The sequence below is a fragment of the Paenibacillus sp. FSL K6-2859 genome (assembly GCF_038008265.1).
In the GTDB taxonomy this organism is placed as follows: Bacteria; Bacillota; Bacilli; order Paenibacillales; family Paenibacillaceae; genus Paenibacillus_AQ; species Paenibacillus_AQ nitricinens.
The window spans coordinates 3,675,913-3,690,749 of record NZ_JBBOYU010000001.1 but is presented as its reverse complement, the minus strand read 5'-3'; the positions used below and the strand labels follow the sequence as shown (position 1 = coordinate 3,690,749).

Genomic DNA, 14,837 nt, shown 5'->3' with positions numbered 1-14,837 from the left:
TACTGGATATTCTAGTTTGCAATAAAAAACAACCTGCTTTTGTCCTCGGAAGAGGAACCAAGCAGGTTGTTTGGCATTTTATTTATTCAATAATTTAAGCGAACAATTTAAGCCCAATCTCCATCACGGAAGATAGGTACGGTTGTTCCATCATCCTTAATACCATCAATGCTCATTTCAGGTGAGCCCATCATAAAATCAACATGTGTATGGCTTTGGTTCATTCCTTTTTCCTGCAATTGTTCTTTCGTCATTGTCGTACCTTCTTGAAGGGTAAAGGCATAAGCTGCACCTAATGCCAAATGGCAGGAGGCATTCTCATCATATAATGTGGTGTAATATAGAATTCCGCTCTCGGAGATCGGAGAGTGGAAAGGCACCAAAGCGACTTCTCCAAGATAAGCAGAGCCTTCATCTAACGCAATAAGGGAAGCAAGCGTTTCTGAACCTTTTTCAGCGGTGAAATCCGTTACTTTGCCGTTTTCAAAGGTGAGGGTGAAATTGTCAATAAGATTACCCCCATAGCTAAGCGGCTTAGTGCTGCTTACCTTACCATTCACACCAGACTTCAGTGGGGCAGTAAATACTTCTTCAGTAGGGATGTTGGCTAGGAAAGGGACTCCTTTGCCATTGACAGCTCCTGCTTGACACCAGATATGTCCTTCTGGCAGCTCAATCGTCAAATCGGTTCCATGTCCTGTATAGTGCAGCTTGCGGAACTTATTATCATTCAAAGCAGTACAACGTGCTTTCAGACCATCTAAATGTTGACTCCATGCTTGAATAGGGTCAGCTTGATCCGCACGTGTGGCTTTAAAGATAGCATCCCATAGCAAATCAATTTGCTGATCAGGTGATGCTTCAGGGAATACCTTTGCCGCCCACGATGCTGATGGGAAGGCTACAATACTCCAGCTTACGTGATTCCCCATTAACAACTCACGATATGGAGCTAACGTCTGTCCAGAGATCCGCTGATTATCCGCAATTCTTTTGGACTCAACACCGCTCAATAGATCTGGATTCGTTGAAGTTATCGATAGAAATGCTGCACCTTTTTTAGCCAGGTCTTCCAATTCATCTGCTTGCCATTGTGGCGGTTCCAAAAAGGAATCGGATGGAGCGAGGTCATAACGAGTACGTGTAACAACCTCATCACTATAATTAACCTTGACGAGCTTCGCACCCGCTTCATAAGCTTTACGTACTACAAGACGCACCAGTTCTGCGGAAACGATATCGGCATTTACAACAAGGGTCTGCCCAGGTTGGATATTAACCCCAATCTTTACTGCCAGCAATGCATAATTCTCCAGTTTTTGCTTGAAATCCAACATAGTTCCTACTCCTTTCAATATCTCTAGTCTTTATTTCAAATATGCAGTTATTAGAACGCCCAGTTTCCATTAATAAATACAGGTTCTTCTGTTCCATCAGCAGTAATTCCGTAAATATTCATCTCCGCAGAACCGATCATGAAATCCACATGGGTGACGCTATTATTTAATCCATGCGCAATAAGTTCATCCGGAGCCATATCTTTACCGCCTTCTAAACAGAAAGCATAAGCCATACCTATAGCTAGGTGATTGGATGCATTCTCATCAAACAAGGTATTGTAATAAAGAATATTGGACTCTGAGATAGGGGACTTATGTGGAACTAATGCAACTTCACCTAGGTATTTTGCTCCTTCATCCATACTAATGAGGTGCTCTAGTGCTTCTTGTCCTTGTTCTGCACTAACACTAATAATTCGTCCGTTTTCAAAAGTAATAGAGAATCCATCGATAATGTTGCCGCCATGGCTAAGCGGTTTGGTGCTTCGTACGGTACCATTTACACCAGTCTTTAGAGGGGCGGTAAATACTTCCTCGGTAGGCATATTGGCTACAAAAGAATGACCTTTTGCATTAATGCTGTCTCCTTGTGCCCAAATATGACCTACTGGAAGCTCGATGCTTAAGTCCGTACCAGGTGCTATGTAATGCAGTTTCTTATATTTTTTTGCGTTGAGTACATTTGCTTTTTGATCTAAGGTGTCGAGATGTTCTTGCCATGCAGCTACCGGATCTTCACGATCAAGACGTACGGTGTGGAAAATAGCTTCCCAAAGCTTACTTACACGTTCTTCAGCTGGAACATCCGGGAAGACTTTATCCGCCCAAGCCTGACAAGGTACAGCAACAATACTCCAGCTAACTTTGTCGGACATTTGCATTTCACGATATTTGGTGAGTGCGGCTCCCCGTACTTTTTGATAATTTGAAATGCGTACAGGATCAATACCTTTAAGTGCATCAGGATCTTCCGCAATCACGTTAAGAATAGCCGCACCCTTCTCGGCGAGTTCGGTCATTTCACCTGCGTACCAAGTAGGAGGCTCAGTGAACACTTCTGGAGCAGCATGTTCAAACTGCTGGCGTGTAATGCTCGCATCACTCCAGTTCACCTTCACTAAGCTTGCTCCAATCGCATATGCCTTGGCGGTAATCATACGAACGAAATCAGCTGCAAGAATTGGTGCATTCACCACCAGAATTTGCCCTGGTTGAACGTTAACCCCAATTTGCACAGCTAAATCTGCATATTTACTAAGCTTTGCCTCGAAATCAGTCATCGATATTTCCTCCAATTACTAATAGTTTGGTACTTTACAAGTATTGTACTAAATTATTAACCGCCGGATGAAAAAAGTCAATTACATGGAATTTACAGTGTAAATTGAGGAATTACATTCATTTCAATGCTATACTGAAAGGGGAAATGATTTGATGAATGGAAGGAAGATTAGCGGATGAATTTAGAGATCGTAAGTGCTGAAATGAGCCGTAAAGAGGATAAAAGCTATGTAGGGAGGACGATATTTACTCTCGAAAACCATAAGGCTCCATATGAGATTACTTTTTTCAGTACAAGAGGAACGGAATGGGATTACAGCCTAAGCTTTGCTGGTGAGCCTGGAAGTGAAGATCAGTTCTTAGAAACTGACGCGCTACTTGAAAATGATGACGATGTATACAATCAATTGCTGGATGCCGCACTAGATAAACAAGAGATCGTTGAAGAGTAAAACATACATGTGTTGATTGATTACCAGCGGCAATATTCATTGCCGCTGGATACATCTCGCCTTATCCAATTGTAATCTTACCTTCAGGATATCTGTAAAGTTCCTTACTACCCTTAGGCTTGAGTGCATAAGCTAGAGTAAGCGGACCTGTCCGACCCAGAAACATTAGAATAATAACGAGCACTTTACCCGCCGTAGTCAATTCTGGAGTAAGTCCCGTGGAGAGACCAGAAGTTCCGAATGCAGATACGGATTCAAAGAGTACCGCAAGAAAGTCAGCCTTTTCTGTCACGGACAACAACATCGTAGCAATGACCACTAACATTAGAGACATTAATGTCATCGTCACGGCTCTATAGACATTTTCTTTGGCGATCCGATGACGAAACATTACAATATCCTCTTTACCCCTTAGTCTTGCAGAAACCGCAGCCACTAGAACAGCGAACGTAGTAATCTTAATTCCCCCACCAGTAGATCCAGGCGCAGCCCCTATGAACATTAGCAGAATCATTAGAAATTGCGTAGATTCCCGCATAAGTGGAATTTCAATCGTAGTGACGCCACCTGAACGTGGTGTTATCGCTTGTAAAAATGTAGCCATCATCTTTCCACCTGCACTCAAAGGCTGCAGCGTAGAATTAAATTCTAGTAAGAAAAATAGAGCAGCCCCAATGACAATTAATATCCCAGAGGTCGAAAGAACAACTTTAGAATGTAGAGTAAGCTTTTTGCGTTTTGGAAAGTCAAAAACATCAGATAGGACAATAAAACCGACCCCTCCTAGAAAGATGAGGAACATTGAGGTGAAATTCACTATAGGATCATTTACAAAACGAGTAAGTCCACTAAAGGGTCCATGAATGTCACCGAATAAATCAAAGCCTGCATTATTAAAAATAGATATACTGTGAAAAATTCCATAATATACAGCTTTTCCGAAAGGCATATCCATCATAAACCTACCGGCAAACAAGATGGCACCTGTGAGCTGAATAACAAGGGAATAGATCAGGACTCTGCGGATTAACTGGACAATACCTTGCATGGAATTCTGGTTCATAGATTCTTGCATAAGAATTCGCTCTTTAAAGGATATTCGTTTATTAAGGACCAAAGTAATCAAGGTGGCCATCGTAATAAAACCCAATCCCCCAAACTGAAATAATACGAGTAGAACGACTTGTCCAAAAGTTGTTAACTGTGTGCCCGTATCAATGACTGCCAAACCTGTAACACAGGTTGCCGATGTAGCCATGAATAATGCATCAATAAAAGAAATATGCCCTTCTACGGAGGCTACCGGCAAACTAAGTAAAAAGGTTCCGGCAGTGATAAGTATTACAAATCCTAGTGATAAGACTTTAGGTGGTGTTAATTTCAATCCACCGAAGTTCAGATTAGCCAATTCAATTCTCCTGTCATACGTGAAATTAGATTAGTGCTCACAAAATTATAACATAACTTGCCAGACCTTCCCTAAGTGGAGGGAGGTAATTGACATATTTTATCGAATTATTCTAGAATAACACCCTATTCTGCAACTTTAAAGAGGAGGCTTTCTTAATGGTGATAAGTCCGATTCTGAATCAGATTGGTGCAGTTTTTATTCCGGTAAAGGATATTGAGAAATCAAAAGAATGGTATTGCCAATTGCTTGGTTTGCCTTTGGATGGTGAAGTATTATTCGGGCATTTATACGTCATCCCCATGCAGGGACCAGAAATCGTATTAGACAGCAAAATTTACACCTCTGAGTCTGTTCTTAATATCCCCTCTTTTCATCTAAATACCGAAGATATTGATGCTGCTTACGATTATGTGAAAGCAAATGGCGGAGAGATTCTTACGGATATCGAGCATGATCATTGGTTTAATTTTAAAGATCCGAATGGTAATGTTATCATGGTCTGTCGTTGTTAAGAATGATTAAGAAAGGAATAAACTAATGATAAGAGAGGCTGTTCCTGAAGACACATTGTATATTGAAAATTTATATCGAATGTTGTTGCCTGAGCAAACAGCTATACAAGTGTCACCGGAACGACTGAAGCGGATAGCTGACAATACGGATAGTTTTCTTTATGTGTACGAAGAAGAAGGGACTATTGTTGGGACGCTCCATCTCCATCTGTGTATGGATGCTTTATGTGACGATCGACCCTTTGCTGTCATTGAAAGAGTCATCATATCACAAGAGGTGAGAGGGAAAGGTTACGGAGCGAAATTAATGAGATATGCTGAGCACGCAGCCACCTCTAGGGGTGCCCTTAAGATCATGTTATCGAGTGCAGTCAGTAGAGAGGATGCACATCAATTTTACGAACATCTTGGATACAATAGCAGCTCCAGTAAGCTGTTCAAAAAGTACTTATAGCTATTTACGATGGGAAGTGGGAATATGAGGGTTACATTGAGGGAGCTGGTGCCGGAGGATGCTGGTGAATTGCTTCGCCTTCAGCATCAGTTAGACCAGGAATCCAAATTCATGTTACTGGAACCGGATGAACGGCAATCCAGTCTAAATCAGGTCAAAGAGATGATCGAAAGCTTCGCTTCAGCCGATACTTCAATCCTTATTGGTGCAGAGGCTGATAACCAATTGATAGGTTTTATGTCGGTTAGAGGTGGAAGTGTTAGACGCAATCACCATAATGCGTACATAGTCATTGGCATCCTAAGACAATATCAAGGTAAGGGGATCGGTGCAGGTCTGTTCCGAGAGATGGATGTTTGGGCTAGGAATACTGAAATTGTTCGACTGGAGCTAACCGTCATGACACATAATGAACCGGCTGTGGCGCTATATATCAAAAATGGGTTTGAGATCGAAGGGACGAAAAGAAAATCACTTGTGATCGATGGCCAATGGGTAGATGAATATTACATGAGTAAGATTTTGAAAAAAGAAAAAAGGACAGAGGATCAGATTTTAATCTGATAACTCTATCCTTTTTTTATGATTAAAAGCTTATGAATTCTCAAGCTCTGACGATTCAGTATCACCAGTAGACTCAATGATGACCTCAACCTTGCGTACACGGTATCTGTTCATTTCACGAATGATTAAGGTTACGTTATCATGTACAATGCTTTTGCCAACGGCCGGATCCGGGATATGACTGTATAACCAGCCTCCAATCGTTGTCACTTCCTCATGTTCGAAATCAAGACCGGTAAGCTCCTTGACCTCAATTAAAGATACCTTACCATCGAACAGATAATTTGTATCGCTTAGTTTCTCAATTTCTCTGCGCTCATCACCGTCAAATTCATCTCGAATTTCACCAACGATTTCTTCCAAAATATCTTCTATCGTGATGAGGCCAGATGTTCCACCATATTCATCAAGCAGCAGGGCGATATGCACCCGCTCCAATTGCATACGGGTTAAAAGATTCTTAACAGGTGTTACTTCAGATACAGTTAGGACAGGCTGAATCAAGCCTTTGAAATCAAAATCTGGGTTATTGTCATATTGCAAATAAAGCTGTTTGGTATTAATCATTCCGATGATATTATCCTTGCTGCCTTCTGCAACCGGGAAGCGAGTATATTGCTCCTTACGGATAATCTCGAAATTTTCTTTCAATGAATGATTGGTGAAAAGACATACCATATCGGTTCTTGGAACCATGATTTCTTTGGCCAACATCTCATCAAAAGTAAAGATACGGTTTACATAGCCATATTCAGCTTTATTGATTTTTCCACTTTCATAGCTTTCGGATAAGATCAAACGAATCTCATCTTCACTATGTGCGTCTCCATGCTCACTGGCAGGCTTCATCCCAAAAAGGCGAACAAGCAGATTTGCGGAACCATTCATAAACCAAATGAGTGGGTACAAAATTCTGTAGAACCAAATAATCAGCGGTGATGTAATTTGACCGATTTTTTCCGGAATGTTTATAGCTACTGTCTTCGGAGCAAGTTCCCCGACAACGACGTGTAGGAATGTTGCAATGACGAATGCGAATAAAAACGCAAGAGGGTGACTCACACTTGAACTAATGTTAGCCCAGTCGAATACCGGAAGGAGCAGCTGCTCAAACGCCGGCTCTGCTAACGCACCAATACCCAGCGCAGTGATTGTAATCCCGAGCTGACAAGCAGATAAGTACCCGTCAAGATTAGCAGACACTCGTTGTACAGCTAGCGCGTTCTTCTTTCCCTCGATCACCATTTGACTGATCTGGCTACCTCTAAGTCTCACCAATGCAAATTCCGTTGCTACAAAAAAAGCGGTTAAAATAATCAAAATAGCCACCAACGTCAAACTAAGTCCTATACCCATATAATCTTTACCATCCCTTTCGTTCCTAAAATAGGTTATACTCATATTATGAGTTCTTATGAACTATTCTACGAACTTTTCAGAAAAATATCAAATGGTGGAGGGAAACAGATATGGAATCATTTGCATTGACTCGTGTGGAGATGTCCAGTCTTCTGCTCTCATTGACCGGATTATCAGACCGGAAACCGCTGAATATCCTCCAAGAGGCATGGACCAAATTTCATCTTGATGAAATTCAAAAGGGGACTTCGTTACCCGCTTTTTTATCTACAGATGTTCCACCCATTTTACAAAAGATCATTAAGGGCGATAATGTTAAAGGCTTTTCACTTGGTGAAATTGCTTCATTAGGCCATCTTATAGAGTATTCCACGTTGACTGTGACTACTATGCAAAACTGGGTGAAGCGCGACTTTAAGGAGTACCTCGGTTCTCCAAGAGAGGGAAAAAAGTATTCAGTCAATCAGGCAGCACTTCTGTTTATGATTGATGATCTCAAATCGGCCCTGAATTTCGAAAGTATTCGTCAGCTATTCCAACTGATGTTCTTAAAGCCAGATCGCGACGATGATGATCTCATAGAACCGGCAAAACTGTATTTCGCATACGCTGGACTTTTTGAAGAGATCAAGAGCAATCCCACAATACAGACGCAATGTAAAGTAGATCAACTTTTACATAAGGAGTTCTCCTGGAAAGAAGAATCCCTGCTTAGAAGTTCTACAGATCGTGTGATCAATCGGCTGACGCATCTTACAAGATCTCAGAGAGAATCTGTGCGCAACATACTGCTGATCGCCACGATAGCTGTTCAGACCTGTTATTTTCAATCACTTGCCAGACAATACTTTAATGCGGCTTTATTTCTTGATTTTTGAACGCTTCAATTTTAAAATGTATGAGTGAAACAATCAAAAGTAAGTTTCATAAGATATATGTTGGATATAAGGGGGCTTAGAAGTGAATCAAATGACACTGCTGCGGAATCCGAAGCAGAGGAAATTACTCTTCAGTGCAGGCTTAAGCTGGATGTTCGACGCGATGGACGTCGGGATGATTTCTTTTGTTGTAGCGGCTTTAGCCAAGGATTGGAATCTGGGACCGGAGCAGATAGGCATATTAACAAGTATTAACTCCGTGGGCATGGCCGTGGGCGCTGCGGCGGCAGGGATATTAGCAGATCGATTCGGACGTAAACCGATCCTTCTATGGACACTCCTGATTTTCTCGGCTGCGAGTGGGTTATCGGCTTTTGCAACAGGCTTCGGGATACTCTGCGTGCTTAGATTTATCGCTGGATTTGGACTAGGTGGGGAGCTGCCTGTTGCCTCAACTTTAGTGTCTGAGAGTATGCCTGCCCGTGAGAGAGGCCGCGCGGTTGTGCTGCTGGAGAGCTTTTGGGCGGTTGGGTGGATTGCTTCTGCGTTAATTGCATTCTTCGTCATTCCTGATTATGGCTGGCGTGTAGCATTCGGCATTGGTGCTGTTCCCGCTCTATATGCTTTATATTTAAGACGCGCTATAGATGATTCGCCGAAGTTTGCAGAGATTAAGAAGGCACCTGTCTCCTTAAAAAAACGTATCGCAACTGTATGGTCACCAGAGTATCGCCGTTCTACGATTATGCTGTGGATTTTATGGTTTACCGTAGTGTTTTCGTATTATGGCATGTTTTTATGGCTTCCTACAGTTATGGTACTTAAAGGGTTCAGTTTAGTTAAGAGCTTCGAGTATGTGCTAATCATGACACTCGCCCAGCTCCCAGGTTACTTTACTGCCGCTTACTTCATCGAGAAGTTCGGACGTAAGTTTGTCCTGGTCATCTATATGCTGTTCACTGCCGTTAGTGCGGCATGGTTCGGAAATGCGACGACTGAAGGCATGCTGATGGCTGCTGGTATTTGCTTGTCGTTCTTCAATCTTGGAGCATGGGGTGGCATGTACGCATATACACCAGAGCTATATCCAACATCTATTCGTTCAACAGGTGCTGGTTTAGCGACTTCTTTTGGCCGGATTGGTGGCATCATCGCTCCTTTACTAGTAGGTGTGCTGGTAGGTAAATCTATAGCAATTGGCTCGATCTTCATGTTATTTTTTGTAACGATTATTATCGGTGCGTTAGCGGTGCTCTTCCTAGGAAAAGAGACAAAGGGAACGGAGCTACTGTAAAGGATAATTCTTCATTACATACTTGATGTTAATCTATCAACAATGCTAAAATTTAATAAGAACAAAACGGTTCCTTCACAATTGTGAACAGGGCCGTTTTTTTTAAATTAGTCCTTCTTTTATAAGAACGGAGCGATCGAACATGAGTAAGGATGGAAAGCAGCCTCATTTCACGGAATTAGTCTGGGAAAGTACGGAGCAAAATGTTCCTATTCCCCCGCGAAATTCATCAGAACCAGTGCTGCCTAAGTTATCTACTGCAAATGTAGGGAAGTCTAAAGCGTCGTCAGAACCTTCTCTACAGCTTCAGCTTTGGGATCTGGAGACGGACACCCCAGAACCTGTGACAACAACAGAAAGCCAGTTTGTAACTAGAGCGAAGGAATTGGAGCATAGAACTGAGGATTCAGCACTCTTTGTTCCTTTTAAGAGCTACTGGCCCACGTATGGCCATATGACAGGCACGCAAAGTAGATGGTATTTTTATTGGCGCTATGAAGTTAGACAGGGTAGATATCCGAAAACGGATCTTTCATATATTTTTCTGCATGTGTATGAGCTTATTAATGGTGTAGGCTGGCAAGATCCTTATGATGGCTATAAGCAGCTCAGTCAAATCTGGGAAGCTTATCGAGAAAAATATAAACGTCTGGATCAATATTTGGGTGGTTGGATCGCGGACTTCTCGTTTGTTCATCATTTGGATGTGCCACTATCGCTAATCGTTGCTCGTTCACGCGGCCTTGCTGGAGATCTGGCTGAGCTAGAGTTAGAGAGATGTCTTACTGTATCTCCTGAGCAGTTAACCTTTACGGTATTAACCGCGATGTCGGACTACGATATTAGTAAATCGAAGTTTTATATGGGGGAAGGTAAAGAAGCCCTCGAACGATATATTCCACAGATAGTGGCATTAATCAACGCTTATGTCAGTCGGAAACACGGCTCGAATTTGGTTGAAATGTTCCCACCAGGCCCATCAGTTATGCGGGAGCGTTATTTATTCCGTAGCGCCGTATATGATATTTCGCTATATGGTTATTCTGTACTTATACCGGTTGTTCGTATCAGTAAATCTCCACCGCTTCGCAGTTTGATTACAAGGCTGTTCCGTTTGACTGAGAATAAATTACGGGAACTGCTGGGTTATCGTGGTCGGCTCAAAGGGGTTAACGTGGATGCTGATATGGATGATCTTATCACTCGTTTTCTGAAGCGGGAATTTGAGAAAGAGAAACAGGAAGACAAGGGGCCGGCAGTAGTCATTGATCGTGAGAAGCTTGAAAGGCTGCAGAGTGATTCCGAGATTGTACGAACCATGCTTACGGTTGAGGAAATGATTGAGCTGGAAGAGCCTGAGGATAGCGGTTTTGAGATTACTAATGAGGAATCCAAGCTTGAAGAATTAGTAGAAAAAGAAGAATTTGAAGAGATTGAAGATGAAATCATTGTACCGCTTCAGTCTCTTGAGCCTGAATTAACTATAGAAGAAATTCAATCTGCTAACGTAGGAACGGAGTGGGAGCAGTTCTCTAAAGCTTTAAGTCCACTCCAACACGAAGCTCTTATTGCGCTTATGAACGAGGATGGAACACAAGCCATACAGAAGCTAGCGGCTGCAAACGGCACGATGTCAGAGCTCTTGATCGATGAGATCAATGATATGGCAATGGACATTCTAGGTGATTTGATCATAGATGGTGAAGAAATTGCAGAAGAATATAAAATTTATCTGCTTAATATTTAATGAGGTGAACTTTGGATGAATGTTTTAAAAATACCTAAACGCATGACGACAGCGCTAGTCAATTCACTGACAGCCGGTGTGGTTCCGCGTATCGGACTAGAGCATATAGCCGTTGGTCGCCGGCCAGAGATTGAAGCGATATTGAGAGATATGGATAACATTGCGGAGGGTGGAGCTGCTTTTAAGCTGATTACAGGCAAATTCGGTAGCGGCAAAAGCTTTCTTTTGCAGATGATACGTAATTATGCGATGGATCGGGATTTTGTAGTAGCTGATGCGGATCTATCCCCTGAACGAAGATTAGTGGGAACGAAAGGACAAGGTCTTGCTACATATCGAGAGCTGATGAGTCACTTGTCTACCCGGACGCGTCCAGATGGAGGGGCTCTGGAGATTATTTTGCAAAAATGGATCATTACGCTTCAGCAGTCTGTGATGCAAGAGAATGAATATGGCCCTGATCACCCCCAGCTTGGAGAAGAAGTTGAGAAACGAATCTATGCTGTAGCCTCCGAAATGCGCGGGTTGGTGCATGGATTTGATTTTGCCAAAGTACTGGCTTCTTATTGGAATGCCCATAAGCTCGCTGACGATGAACTGAAGCAGGATTCCCTTCGCTGGCTCAGAGGGGAATTCGCCACTCGAACGGAAGCACGAAAAGCACTTGGTGTTGGCGTGATTATTGATGATGATAATTGGTATGATTATATGAAGCTGTGGGCGGAATTCACTTCTGCTATTGGTTATAAGGGACTGCTGCTGTTCATAGACGAAGGCGTCAATCTCTACAAAATCACGAACAGCATCTCACGTCAGAGTAACTATGAAAAGCTGCTTACGATGTTCAATGATACGATGCAGGGCAAGGCAGAGAGCCTGGGAATTTTTATAGGGGGGACTCCGCAATTTGTGGAAGATAGTCGACGCGGATTATTTAGCTATGAAGCGCTGCGTTCTAGATTAGTTGCAGGAAGATACGGCGCAGCAGGTCTGAACAATTATACCGGGCCTGTTATTGCACTAGACATGCTTTCACATGAAGAAATTTTGATCCTTTTGCAAAAGCTTAGAGATATCCATGCCCTTCATTATGGTTACGAAGCACAGTTAACACAGGAACAATTGGTTCATTTTATGGAAGAAGCAGTGGGCAGATTAGGGGCAGACGAGCTCTTGACTCCACGTGAAGTGGTGCGTGATTTTATGGATCTGCTACACACCTTGCACCAGCATCCGGAAATTTCTTTCGAGAAGCTAGTGGGCGAACGAGCCACTAAACCTGCTGAAAATGAACAAAACGAGTTAGATGGATTCCTCGCGGAGTTTGAATTATGAGTGATAATCCGTTTTACAGGCTGGCTCCCTTCATTAAAGAGTTTATCTATAAGAACCGATGGGAGACCTTGCGCGAGGCCCAGGTAGATGCCTGTCGTGTGCTGTTTGATACGCCAAATCACTTACTGATTGCTTCGGGTACAGCTTCTGGTAAGACAGAGGCGGCTTTTTTTCCAGCGCTTACTGAGCTGTATGAACGTCCATCCGGTTCGGTCGGTATTCTGTATATCGCTCCGCTGAAAGCTTTGATTAACGATCAATTTACACGGCTGAACGATTTACTACGTGAAGGCAATATTCCGGTGTGGCACTGGCATGGGGATGTCCCGCAAGCAGATAAGACGAAACTGGTGCAGAATCCTTCCGGCGTGCTGCAGATTACTCCTGAGTCGCTTGAGGGACTATTGATGAACCGTCCGAATGCTATTCCAGCTCTGTTCCATGATCTTCGTTTTATTGTTATAGACGAGGTTCATGCCTTCATGGGCGCTGATCGGGGGATTCAGGTCTTAAGTCAGTTGGCGAGAATCTCACGAATGGCGGGATGTCATCCGCGCAGAATCGGTCTATCGGCCACGCTTAGCGACTATGCTTCGGTGACGGAATGGCTGGCGGCTGGTACGCGGGAGAGCGTAGAGGTGTCCGCTCCACAGGGCGGGCGTAAGCTCCGATTAAGTGTGGAGCATTTCTCTTTCCCGGATGCACGGGATGAAGTGCAGGCGGAGCATTTAGAACGCGCGAAGCAGTCTTACTACGATTTCATTTACGATCATACGCATCTTAAGAAAGCGTTGATCTTCACGAATAGCCGCTCGGATGCAGAGACGGCGACCCTTGAGCTGCGGAGAACGGCCGCGAAGCGTGGGGAACGGGATGTTTTTCACGTTCACCATGGCAGTATCTCCGCGATGCTCCGCGAAGAGACGGAAGCTGCGCTGCGGCAAGGCTCCGGACCTGCCGTTGCGGCAGCGACATTGACGCTGGAGCTGGGCATTGATCTGGGAGAGCTGGAGCGGGTGCTCCAGGTCGGCGCTCCTTATAGCTGCGCAAGCTTTGTGCAGCGGCTCGGTCGCTCGGGCAGGCGCGGGGACGCCGCATCCGAGATGATCTTTGTCACGCCCGAGGAAGAGGATGAGGAAGCGCAGCTTCCGGCACGGATGCCTTGGACATTGCTTCGAGCGATTGCGGTGATAGAGCTCTATGTGCGCGAGAAGTGGGTTGAACCACTGGTGGTGCGCCAGTTGCCCGTTGGTCTGCTATACCATCAGACGATGAGCATATTGAAAAGTATGGGGGAGGCGGAGCCGGAGGAATTAAAAGAGGCTGTACTTAGCTTACCTTCCTTCAATAGCATTGATCCTGTGGACTACGATACTTTCATGACTTATATGCTGGGTATGGGACAAATCGAGAAGATGGATGAAGGCAGCCTGATTATCGGGATGGCAGGGGAGAAGATCGTGAACAACTTCCGCTTCTATGCAGTTTTCAAAGACGATGAAGAGCATGTTGTCTATAACGGAACGGAAGAGATCGGTTCGATCACAACGGTACCACCACCGGGTTACTGTTTTACTCTGGCAGGGAAGCTCTGGAAGGTAGAAGAGGTCGATAATCGCCATAAAGCTGTTTATGTAAAAACCTCACGCGGAAAAGTGGATACGTTGTGGCTTGGAGCGGGTGGGGATGTGCATACACGCATTATGATGAAGATTCGTGAAGTGTTAGGCGCAACATCCTTGTATCCGTATCTTGCTCCGAGTGCGGCCGCGCGGCTTGAACGAGCACGCCGTTTAGCGAAGGAAAGTGGAATGCTTGAACGTTCCGTTATGCCGGCAGGTGGAGATTCGATGTTTATCTTACCGTGGGCGGGTAGTCGGCAATTCCGCACACTAGAGCGCCTTCTCAAGAACAATTTAAAGAGCTCACAGGGACTTAGATCTATCGTACCGATGGAACCTTATTATATGGTGGTTGCAGGCAAAACAGATGCAGATACGCTGGAAGCAGAAATTATCGCTGAAAGCATGGCTGCAAGTGACCCTTTATCCTTGTTATCACCAGATGAGGCGCCTTATCTCGGGAAATACGACGAGTTCATCCCACATGAGCTGCTGCGCAAAGCTTTTTCTTTGGATGGATTAGATGTTCCGGGGTTGCTTGAAGTGCTAAAACAATGGCGGCAACCACAATAACTATTTTAAACATTT

Annotated in this window: 13 protein-coding genes; 9 read left to right on the top strand and 4 right to left on the bottom strand. The window is 43.9% G+C overall.

Going from position 1 to position 14,837, the window contains the following annotated elements; all coding sequences use genetic code 11:
• Positions 1-107: 107 nt before the first annotated feature.
• Together MHB64_RS16215 and MHB64_RS16210 are read right to left on the bottom strand one after the other, a co-directional pair.
• Positions 108-1,337, bottom strand: coding sequence for an aminopeptidase (locus MHB64_RS16215; RefSeq protein WP_094869095.1), 1,230 nt, complete (start codon positions 1,335-1,337; stop codon positions 108-110).
• Between the two features lie 50 nt (positions 1,338-1,387).
• A complete protein-coding gene (locus MHB64_RS16210; RefSeq protein WP_094869094.1) occupies positions 1,388-2,620 on the bottom strand; it encodes an aminopeptidase in 1,233 nt (410 codons plus the stop codon).
• A gap of 177 nt (positions 2,621-2,797) precedes the next feature.
• Here MHB64_RS16210 and MHB64_RS16205 point away from each other — a divergent pair, with 177 nt between their 5' ends.
• Complete coding sequence (locus MHB64_RS16205) at positions 2,798-3,073, top strand: hypothetical protein (RefSeq protein WP_094869093.1); 276 nt, start codon at positions 2,798-2,800, stop codon at positions 3,071-3,073.
• Positions 3,074-3,134: 61 nt separating this feature from the next.
• Here the strand turns inward: MHB64_RS16205 and MHB64_RS16200 are convergent, their stop codons facing one another.
• Complete coding sequence (locus MHB64_RS16200; protein ID WP_341134885.1) at positions 3,135-4,481, bottom strand: TrkH family potassium uptake protein; 1,347 nt, start codon at positions 4,479-4,481, stop codon at positions 3,135-3,137.
• Positions 4,482-4,642: 161 nt separating this feature from the next.
• Between MHB64_RS16200 and MHB64_RS16195 the strand changes: the two genes are divergently transcribed.
• From MHB64_RS16195 to MHB64_RS16185, 3 genes are read left to right on the top strand one after another with little or no spacing between them, the layout of a single operon-like run.
• Positions 4,643-4,996, top strand: a complete 354-nt coding sequence (locus MHB64_RS16195) for a VOC family protein (RefSeq protein ID WP_094869173.1) — start codon at positions 4,643-4,645, stop codon at positions 4,994-4,996.
• Between the two features lie 25 nt (positions 4,997-5,021).
• The gene (locus MHB64_RS16190) at positions 5,022-5,450 is read left to right on the top strand and encodes a GNAT family N-acetyltransferase (RefSeq protein ID WP_341134884.1); all 429 of its coding nucleotides are present in this window, start codon (positions 5,022-5,024) and stop codon (positions 5,448-5,450) included.
• Positions 5,451-5,474: 24 nt separating this feature from the next.
• A complete protein-coding gene (locus MHB64_RS16185) occupies positions 5,475-6,014 on the top strand; it encodes a GNAT family N-acetyltransferase (protein ID WP_094869090.1) in 540 nt (179 codons plus the stop codon).
• Positions 6,015-6,044: 30 nt separating this feature from the next.
• Here MHB64_RS16185 and MHB64_RS16180 read toward each other — a convergent pair whose 3' ends face one another.
• On the bottom strand, positions 6,045-7,370 hold the full coding sequence (locus tag MHB64_RS16180; protein ID WP_094869089.1) for a hemolysin family protein: 1,326 nt from the start codon (positions 7,368-7,370) through the stop codon (positions 6,045-6,047).
• A gap of 113 nt (positions 7,371-7,483) precedes the next feature.
• Here MHB64_RS16180 and MHB64_RS16175 point away from each other — a divergent pair, with 113 nt between their 5' ends.
• The 5 genes from MHB64_RS16175 to MHB64_RS16155 all read left to right on the top strand — a co-directional run bounded on the left by MHB64_RS16175 (position 7,484) and on the right by MHB64_RS16155 (position 14,822).
• Positions 7,484-8,251, top strand: coding sequence for a DUF1836 domain-containing protein (locus MHB64_RS16175; protein WP_094869088.1), 768 nt, complete (start codon positions 7,484-7,486; stop codon positions 8,249-8,251).
• Between the two features lie 91 nt (positions 8,252-8,342).
• Complete coding sequence (locus MHB64_RS16170) at positions 8,343-9,545, top strand: MFS transporter (RefSeq protein ID WP_179281530.1); 1,203 nt, start codon at positions 8,343-8,345, stop codon at positions 9,543-9,545.
• A gap of 142 nt (positions 9,546-9,687) precedes the next feature.
• Positions 9,688-11,292 (top strand): TerB N-terminal domain-containing protein, encoded by a 1,605-nt coding sequence (locus MHB64_RS16165; RefSeq protein ID WP_341134883.1) that lies wholly within the window; start codon positions 9,688-9,690, stop codon positions 11,290-11,292.
• A gap of 15 nt (positions 11,293-11,307) precedes the next feature.
• A complete protein-coding gene (locus MHB64_RS16160; protein WP_094875793.1) occupies positions 11,308-12,627 on the top strand; it encodes an ATP-binding protein in 1,320 nt (439 codons plus the stop codon).
• The gene (locus MHB64_RS16155) at positions 12,624-14,822 is read left to right on the top strand and encodes a DEAD/DEAH box helicase (RefSeq protein ID WP_094869084.1); all 2,199 of its coding nucleotides are present in this window, start codon (positions 12,624-12,626) and stop codon (positions 14,820-14,822) included. The genes MHB64_RS16160 and MHB64_RS16155 overlap by 4 nt, the downstream gene beginning before the upstream one ends.
• Positions 14,823-14,837: the final 15 nt, after the last annotated feature.

What these genes read in the sequence shown, in the direction of transcription:
- MHB64_RS16215 (WP_094869095.1), bottom strand. Translation starts at nt 1,337, where the DNA reads ATGTTGGATTTCAAGCAAAAACTGGAGAATTATGCATTGCTGGCAGTA.
- MHB64_RS16190 (WP_341134884.1), top strand. Translation starts at nt 5,022, where the DNA reads ATGATAAGAGAGGCTGTTCCTGAAGACACATTGTATATTGAAAATTTA.
- MHB64_RS16180 (WP_094869089.1), bottom strand. Translation starts at nt 7,370, where the DNA reads ATGGGTATAGGACTTAGTTTGACGTTGGTGGCTATTTTGATTATTTTA.
- MHB64_RS16210 (WP_094869094.1), bottom strand. Translation starts at nt 2,620, where the DNA reads ATGACTGATTTCGAGGCAAAGCTTAGTAAATATGCAGATTTAGCTGTG.
- MHB64_RS16185 (WP_094869090.1), top strand. Translation starts at nt 5,475, where the DNA reads ATGAGGGTTACATTGAGGGAGCTGGTGCCGGAGGATGCTGGTGAATTG.
- MHB64_RS16170 (WP_179281530.1), top strand. Translation starts at nt 8,343, where the DNA reads ATGACACTGCTGCGGAATCCGAAGCAGAGGAAATTACTCTTCAGTGCA.
- MHB64_RS16155 (WP_094869084.1), top strand. Translation starts at nt 12,624, where the DNA reads ATGAGTGATAATCCGTTTTACAGGCTGGCTCCCTTCATTAAAGAGTTT.
- MHB64_RS16175 (WP_094869088.1), top strand. Translation starts at nt 7,484, where the DNA reads ATGGAATCATTTGCATTGACTCGTGTGGAGATGTCCAGTCTTCTGCTC.
- MHB64_RS16160 (WP_094875793.1), top strand. Translation starts at nt 11,308, where the DNA reads ATGAATGTTTTAAAAATACCTAAACGCATGACGACAGCGCTAGTCAAT.
- MHB64_RS16205 (WP_094869093.1), top strand. Translation starts at nt 2,798, where the DNA reads ATGAATTTAGAGATCGTAAGTGCTGAAATGAGCCGTAAAGAGGATAAA.
- MHB64_RS16165 (WP_341134883.1), top strand. Translation starts at nt 9,688, where the DNA reads ATGAGTAAGGATGGAAAGCAGCCTCATTTCACGGAATTAGTCTGGGAA.